Origin of the sequence: Bradyrhizobium sp. NAS80.1, assembly GCF_001908205.1 — a bacterium.
In the GTDB taxonomy this organism is placed as follows: Bacteria; Pseudomonadota; Alphaproteobacteria; order Rhizobiales; family Xanthobacteraceae; genus Bradyrhizobium.
Genome location: NZ_LGHL01000175.1, coordinates 1 through 5,477 on the forward strand (window position 1 = coordinate 1; position 5,477 = coordinate 5,477).

A 5,477-nucleotide genomic window follows, 5' to 3' on the forward strand; every position below is an offset into this window, starting at 1 on the left:
CGCGCCCCGCAGGCCGCCGCGCAGCCGGCCGCCGCACCGGCGACGAAGTCAAACTGACTTCCGTTATCTTTCTTGAAATGGCCGGGCTCGTCCCGGCCATTTTGCTTTCCAGATGCACCATTGCCGAACGTAGACGTCCGAGATATGTCCGGGCCATCACGAATGGTGCCATCATGCTGCGGATATCCCGCGATCTCGTCATCGACGAGGACGACATCGAGATCGGCTTCGTCCGGGCGTCCGGCCCGGGCGGGCAGAACGTCAACAAGGTCTCGACCTCGGCCCAGCTGCGCTTCGACACACGCAAGCTGACCCTGCCAGAGGATGCGACGATCCGGCTCGCCCGCATCGCCGGCCAGCGCATGACCAAGGACGGCGTGATCGTGATCCACGCCCAGCGCTTCCGCACCCAGGAACGTAACCGGCAGGACGCCATCGACCGCCTCACCGAGATCCTGCGCGAGGCCATGGTGCGGCCGACACCGCGCCGCGCGACGCGGCCCACCTTCGCCTCCAAGCAACGCCGGCTCGACGGCAAGAAACATCGCAGCGACGTCAAGGCCGGACGCGGCGGGCGCTTCGACGACTAGCGAAACGGGCGCAGCCAAGAAAACTCCGGCCGCAGTGCGACCGGAGTTTTCCTGTGATCCGACGAGACTAGTAACGCTTGCCTGGGGCTGCGCCGCCCGACGCAGGCTCGTCGGCGGTTCCCTTATGCGCAGCGCTGCCCGTGCTGCCGACCGTGCCCCTGGTGCCTTTGGTCGACTTCATGCCCGTCTTCTCGCCCGCTGCTCCCGGCTGCGCGCTGAGCTCCTCATCTCCGCTGCCCATCGTGCCGCCTTGCATGGGTTTGCTTTGTACGGTGCCGCGCGTCTTGGCGTCGGGGGGCGCGCCTTGCGCGAGAACGGGCGTCGCAATGAGAGCCGAGAGAGCGCATGCGATCATCGAGGTCTTCACCAACTTCATCCATTTCTCCTGGATTTTTTCGCGATGAATGGCTCGGCTGCTCTACGCCGCTCGCCTGCACCGGGCCATGTCATCGCGTAGAGAGTTCAAGCGGCGCGGTTGCCATGCAATCCGGATCGTGTGGTCATCGTTTAGGGATTTGGCGGCGGTTTCGCGGAATTGTGCTCCTCATATGCGGCAGCGCGGAACAGCGCAGACCATAAGTATCTCGATTCGCAGCGAAACAGCCCGCTACTACCACCGCATCTTTGACGCCGCCTAGAATTTGCACACGCTGACGTTGATCCGGATGGGCGAGCTCTTGACGATGCGCGCAGTCGTGGTGAGATTGTGCACCGCAACGGTGCTGGTGATCCGTGTTGCCGACGCGCAAATGCCGTTGCCGGCCGCAAAGCCACCGGGCGGTGCTACGCTGTTCAAGCAGCAGTGCGCGGTGTGCCACACCATAAGCCTGACGGAACCGGTGCGGCAGGGCCCGCCTCTCGTGAGGATCGTGGGCCGGCCTGCCGGCAAGATCGAAGGCTTTCGCTATTCCGAGGGCCTGGCGAAAGCTGACTTCGCCTGGGACAAGGTCAGGCTCGACGCCTGGCTGACCAATCCTCAAGCCGTCATTCCCGGCGTGGTCATGGCCTACCGGCAGGCGAAGCCGGAGACGCGCGCCGCCATCATCGCCTATTTGAAGGAGCAGAACTGAATGGCGAAGCCGGTCCATTCCATGATCCGCGTGCTCGACGAAGCACGCTCGCTCGACTTCTACAAGCGCGCCTTCGGCCTCGAAGTCGCCGACCATCTGAAGTTCGCAGATTTTGCCCTGATCTATCTGCGTCACCCATCCTCGCCCTTCGAGGTGGAGCTGACCGTGAACTTCGATCGCAAGGAGCCGTACCAGCTCGGCGACGGCTACGGACATCTCGCCGTGGTGGTCGAGGATCTCGATGCCGAACACGCTCGCTTCGAGCGCGAGAAGCTCGCGCCAGGGCCGCTGCGCGACTTCAAGCACGACGGCAGAACGCTGGCGCGCTTCTTCTTCGTCAGTGATCCCGATGGCTACAAGATCGAAGTGATCCAGCGGGGCGGGCGTTTCAATTGATCAAATCATAAAATCAAAATTGACGGAGGAACCCATGAGAGAAGTCGATCGTCGAAGCAAGCACAGCCGCCGCGTCTTTCTCAAGGGCGCGGCGACGGCCGTGCCGGTTGCGGCAGTGGCGGCCAGCGTCGCCGTCAACATCGAGGGCGCCTGGGCGGATGATTCCAGCGCACTCTCGCCCGCGACGATGAAGACGCTGCTGAAGGTCGCGCGTGACATCTACCCCCACGATACCCTCGGCGACAGCTACTACATCACCGCGATCAAGCCGTGGGACGGCAAGGCGGCCAAGGACGCGTCGGTCAAGTCGCTGATCAGCGACGGCATCACGCGGCTCGATCAGAATGCGCGGGATCGCCACAAGGTGCCCTATGCCGAAGTGCCCTGGGAAGCCGACCGCGTCGCGCTCTTGAAGGAGATCGAGCAGAGCGACTTCTTCCAGAAGGTGCGCGGCGACCTCATCGTCTCGCTCTACAACCAGAAAGAGGTCTGGCCGCGGTTCGGCTACGAGGGCTCCTCGGCCGAGCATGGCGGCTACATCAACCGCGGCTTCGCCGACATCGACTGGCTGCCGAAGGCTTAAGGCCACACAACGGTTCAGGAGAACGCATATGGCAAAATTCGATCTGAACGACTCTGGCGTTGTGGTGATCGTCGGCTCCGGTGCCGGCGGCGGAACGCTGGGAAACGAGCTCGCGCAGAAGGGCGTCAAGGTGGTCATCCTCGAAGCCGGCCCGCGCATCGAGAACCAGGACTTCATCAACGACGAGTGGGAGAGCTTTTCCCAGCTCGCCTGGTCTGACGCGCGCACCACGTCGGGGACATGGCGCGTCGCCAAGGACTTCCCAAATATTCCTGCCTGGATCGTCAAGGCGGTCGGCGGCTCCACCACCCATTGGGCCGGCGCGTCGCTGCGTTTCGACGAGCATGAGTTCAAGGTCAAGAGCACCTACGGCAACATTCCCGGCGCGAACCTGTTGGATTGGCCGGTCACGCTCGCCGAGATGGAGCCGTGGTACGCCAAGGCCGAGAACAAGATGGGCGTGACCCGCACCAACGGCATTCCCGGACTCCCCGGCAACAACAATTTCAAGGTGCTCGAAGCGGGTGCGAAGAAGCTCGGCTACAAGACCGTGCACACCGGCAACATGGCGATCAACAGCGAGCCTCGCGACGGGCGCGGCTCCTGCCAGCAGATCGGCTTCTGCTTCCAGGGCTGCAAATCCGGCGCGAAATGGTCGACGCTCTATACCGAGATCCCCAGGGGTGAAGCCACCGGCAATCTGGAGGTCCGGCCCAAGAGCATGGTGGTCAAGATCGAGCACGATGCCAGCGGCAAGGTGACCGGCGTCGTCTACGCCGACGAGACCGGCGCAATGCAGCGCCAGAAAGCGCGCATCGTCGCGGTCGCCGGCAATTCGATCGAAAGTCCGCGGCTGCTGCTCAACAGCGCCTCGACCATGTTCCCCGACGGTCTCGCCAACTCAAGCGGCCAAGTCGGCCGCAACTACATGCGCCATATGACCGGCAGCGTCTATGCCGTGTTCGAGAAGTCCGTGCACATGTATCGCGGCACCACCATGGCCGGCATCATCCGCGACGAGGCTCCCAACAATCCGAAGCGCGGCTTCGTCGGCGGCTACGAGATGGAGACGCTGTCGCTCGGACTGCCGTTCATGGCGGCGTTCCTCAACCCCGGTGCCTGGGGACGTTCGTTCACGAGCGCGCTCGACGGCTATCCGCGGATGGCCGGCATGTGGCTGGTCGGCGAGGACATGCCGCAGGAAACCAACCGCATCACGCTCGATCCTAGCGTCAAGGACAAGTTCGGACAGGCAGTCGCGAGCGTGCATTTCGACGATCATCCCAACGACGTCGCGATGCGCGCTCACGCCTACAAGCAGGGGGCTGCGGTCTATGACGCGGTCGGCGCCACCGTAAGCTATCCGACGCCGCCCTATCCGAGCACGCATAACATGGGCACCAACCGGATGAGCGAGAAGCCGCGGGACGGCGTGGTCAACAAGTACGGGCAGAGCCACGACGTCAAGAATCTGTTCGTCTCCGACGGCAGCCAGTTCACCAGCGGCGCGGCCTGCAACCCGACGCTGACTATCGTCGCGCTTGCGATCCGGCAGGCTGACTACATCGCCGGCGCGATGCAGAAGAAGGAGATCTGACATCTGATACGACAAAGCGGCTCTGTCCTGCCGGACGGAGCCGCTTTTGCGTTTGAAGGCCGCTGTGGAGCGATTGGACTATTCAGCCGCATCGAGAATGGGCGCCACCGTGGCCTTGAACTCCTGCACTGGTGCGACGCTTCGGGAGCGGTAGATCAGGCACGAGCAGCGCAGCAGCGAGGCGAAATTGTTGACCTCGCCGTGATGGTCGAGCACCTCGCTGTAGAGCGAGGTCAGGAACTTGCCGACGCTCATGTTCTCCTTGGCGGCGATCTCCTCCAGCGTGTCCCAGAACGCCATCTCCAGCCGGATCGAGGTGCAGTGCCCGCCGATCCGTAAAGAACGGGTCTGGGATTCGTAGTCGCGTTGGGGCTGGTGCGCGAAGAGATGGCACATGGCGTCCTCCCGTCCTGTTGCCGCTTTTTCACGATGCTACACCGCCGCCCGGGACCTCACAATCAGGACCGCAGCCCGAGATCGGTCCATCGCCGATGCACGATTTTCTCGAACGTCCAATGTCTTCAATGTGATAGGCATCCCTCTTCCCCAGCCCGCCACGCAGGTGTTGCCCAACACATGCTTTTGACGCAACACGGCCTAGAATAGCGCTGTCAGCGAATCCAAATCGAAAGCCCAAGATCGAGTTCATGCCCGTCCGCCAATTGCCAGAACAAGTCGTCAACCGCATCGCCGCCGGCGAGGTGGTCGAGCGTCCGGCGAGCGTGGTCAAGGAACTCGTCGAGAACGCCATCGATGCCGGCGCGAGCCGGATCGACGTCTTCACCGATGGCGGCGGGCGGCGGCGGATCGGCATCACCGATGACGGCAGCGGCATGACCGCGAAAGACCTCGCGCTCGCGGTCGAGCGCCATGCCACCTCCAAGCTCGACGACGAGGACCTGCTCCAGATCCGCACCCTGGGGTTCCGCGGCGAGGCGTTGCCCTCGATTGGCTCCGTCGCGCGTCTCTCCATCACCACGCGGCATGCGAGCGAGCCGCATGCCTGGGCGCTTACCGTCGAGGGCGGCGAGAAGTCCGGAATCATGCCAGCGGCGCTGGCGCATGGCACGCGCGTCGAGGTCAACGATCTCTTCTATGCGACGCCCGCGCGACTGAAATTCCTGAAGACCGACCGCACCGAGGCGGAGGCCATTCGCGAAGTTGTCCGGCGCCTTGCGATGGCGCGACCCGATGTCGCCTTCACGCTCGCCGGCGAGGAGCGCGCGCCCGTGACCTGGGCC

At 63.7% G+C, this 5,477-nt stretch carries 8 protein-coding genes; 6 read left to right on the plus strand and 2 right to left on the minus strand.

Translation table 11 applies throughout. The annotated features are described in order from the left end of the window. The first annotated feature begins 173 nt into the window (after window positions 1-173). Window positions 174-590 (plus strand): alternative ribosome rescue aminoacyl-tRNA hydrolase ArfB, encoded by a 417-nt coding sequence (arfB, locus tag AC629_RS33540; RefSeq protein WP_084809082.1) that lies wholly within the window; start codon window positions 174-176, stop codon window positions 588-590. A 67-nt stretch (window positions 591-657) separates the two neighbouring features. Here the strand turns inward: arfB and AC629_RS33545 are convergent, their stop codons facing one another. Continuing rightward, window positions 658-966, minus strand: coding sequence for a hypothetical protein (locus AC629_RS33545; RefSeq protein WP_084809078.1), 309 nt, complete (start codon window positions 964-966; stop codon window positions 658-660). Window positions 967-1,273: 307 nt separating this feature from the next. On the opposite strand from AC629_RS33545, the gene AC629_RS33550 reads away from it, so the two are divergent. Genes AC629_RS33550 through AC629_RS33565 form a run of 4 tightly spaced genes read left to right on the plus strand, consistent with a single transcriptional unit; the run spans window position 1,274 to window position 4,236 of the window. Beyond that, entirely contained in the window at window positions 1,274-1,660 is a 387-nt protein-coding gene (locus tag AC629_RS33550; RefSeq protein WP_084809083.1) for a c-type cytochrome, read from the plus strand. Then, window positions 1,661-2,056 (plus strand): VOC family protein, encoded by a 396-nt coding sequence (locus tag AC629_RS33555; protein WP_074123702.1) that lies wholly within the window; start codon window positions 1,661-1,663, stop codon window positions 2,054-2,056. It begins immediately after the preceding gene. Window positions 2,057-2,090: 34 nt separating this feature from the next. After that, window positions 2,091-2,639 carry a Twin-arginine translocation pathway signal gene (locus AC629_RS33560; RefSeq protein ID WP_084809079.1) on the plus strand — a complete coding sequence of 183 codons (549 nt, stop codon included), beginning with the start codon at window positions 2,091-2,093 and terminating at the stop codon, window positions 2,637-2,639. A 28-nt stretch (window positions 2,640-2,667) separates the two neighbouring features. Continuing rightward, the gene (locus AC629_RS33565) at window positions 2,668-4,236 is read left to right on the plus strand and encodes a GMC family oxidoreductase (RefSeq protein WP_084809080.1); all 1,569 of its coding nucleotides are present in this window, start codon (window positions 2,668-2,670) and stop codon (window positions 4,234-4,236) included. Between the two features lie 78 nt (window positions 4,237-4,314). On the opposite strand, the gene AC629_RS33570 is transcribed toward AC629_RS33565, so the two are convergent. Next, window positions 4,315-4,632, minus strand: a complete 318-nt coding sequence (locus tag AC629_RS33570; RefSeq protein ID WP_084809081.1) for a ribbon-helix-helix domain-containing protein — start codon at window positions 4,630-4,632, stop codon at window positions 4,315-4,317. 251 nt (window positions 4,633-4,883) lie between these two features. Here AC629_RS33570 and mutL point away from each other — a divergent pair. Continuing rightward, window positions 4,884-5,477 (plus strand): DNA mismatch repair endonuclease MutL (gene mutL, locus AC629_RS33575; RefSeq protein ID WP_210419144.1); only part of this gene is annotated, 594 nt, incomplete at its 3' end.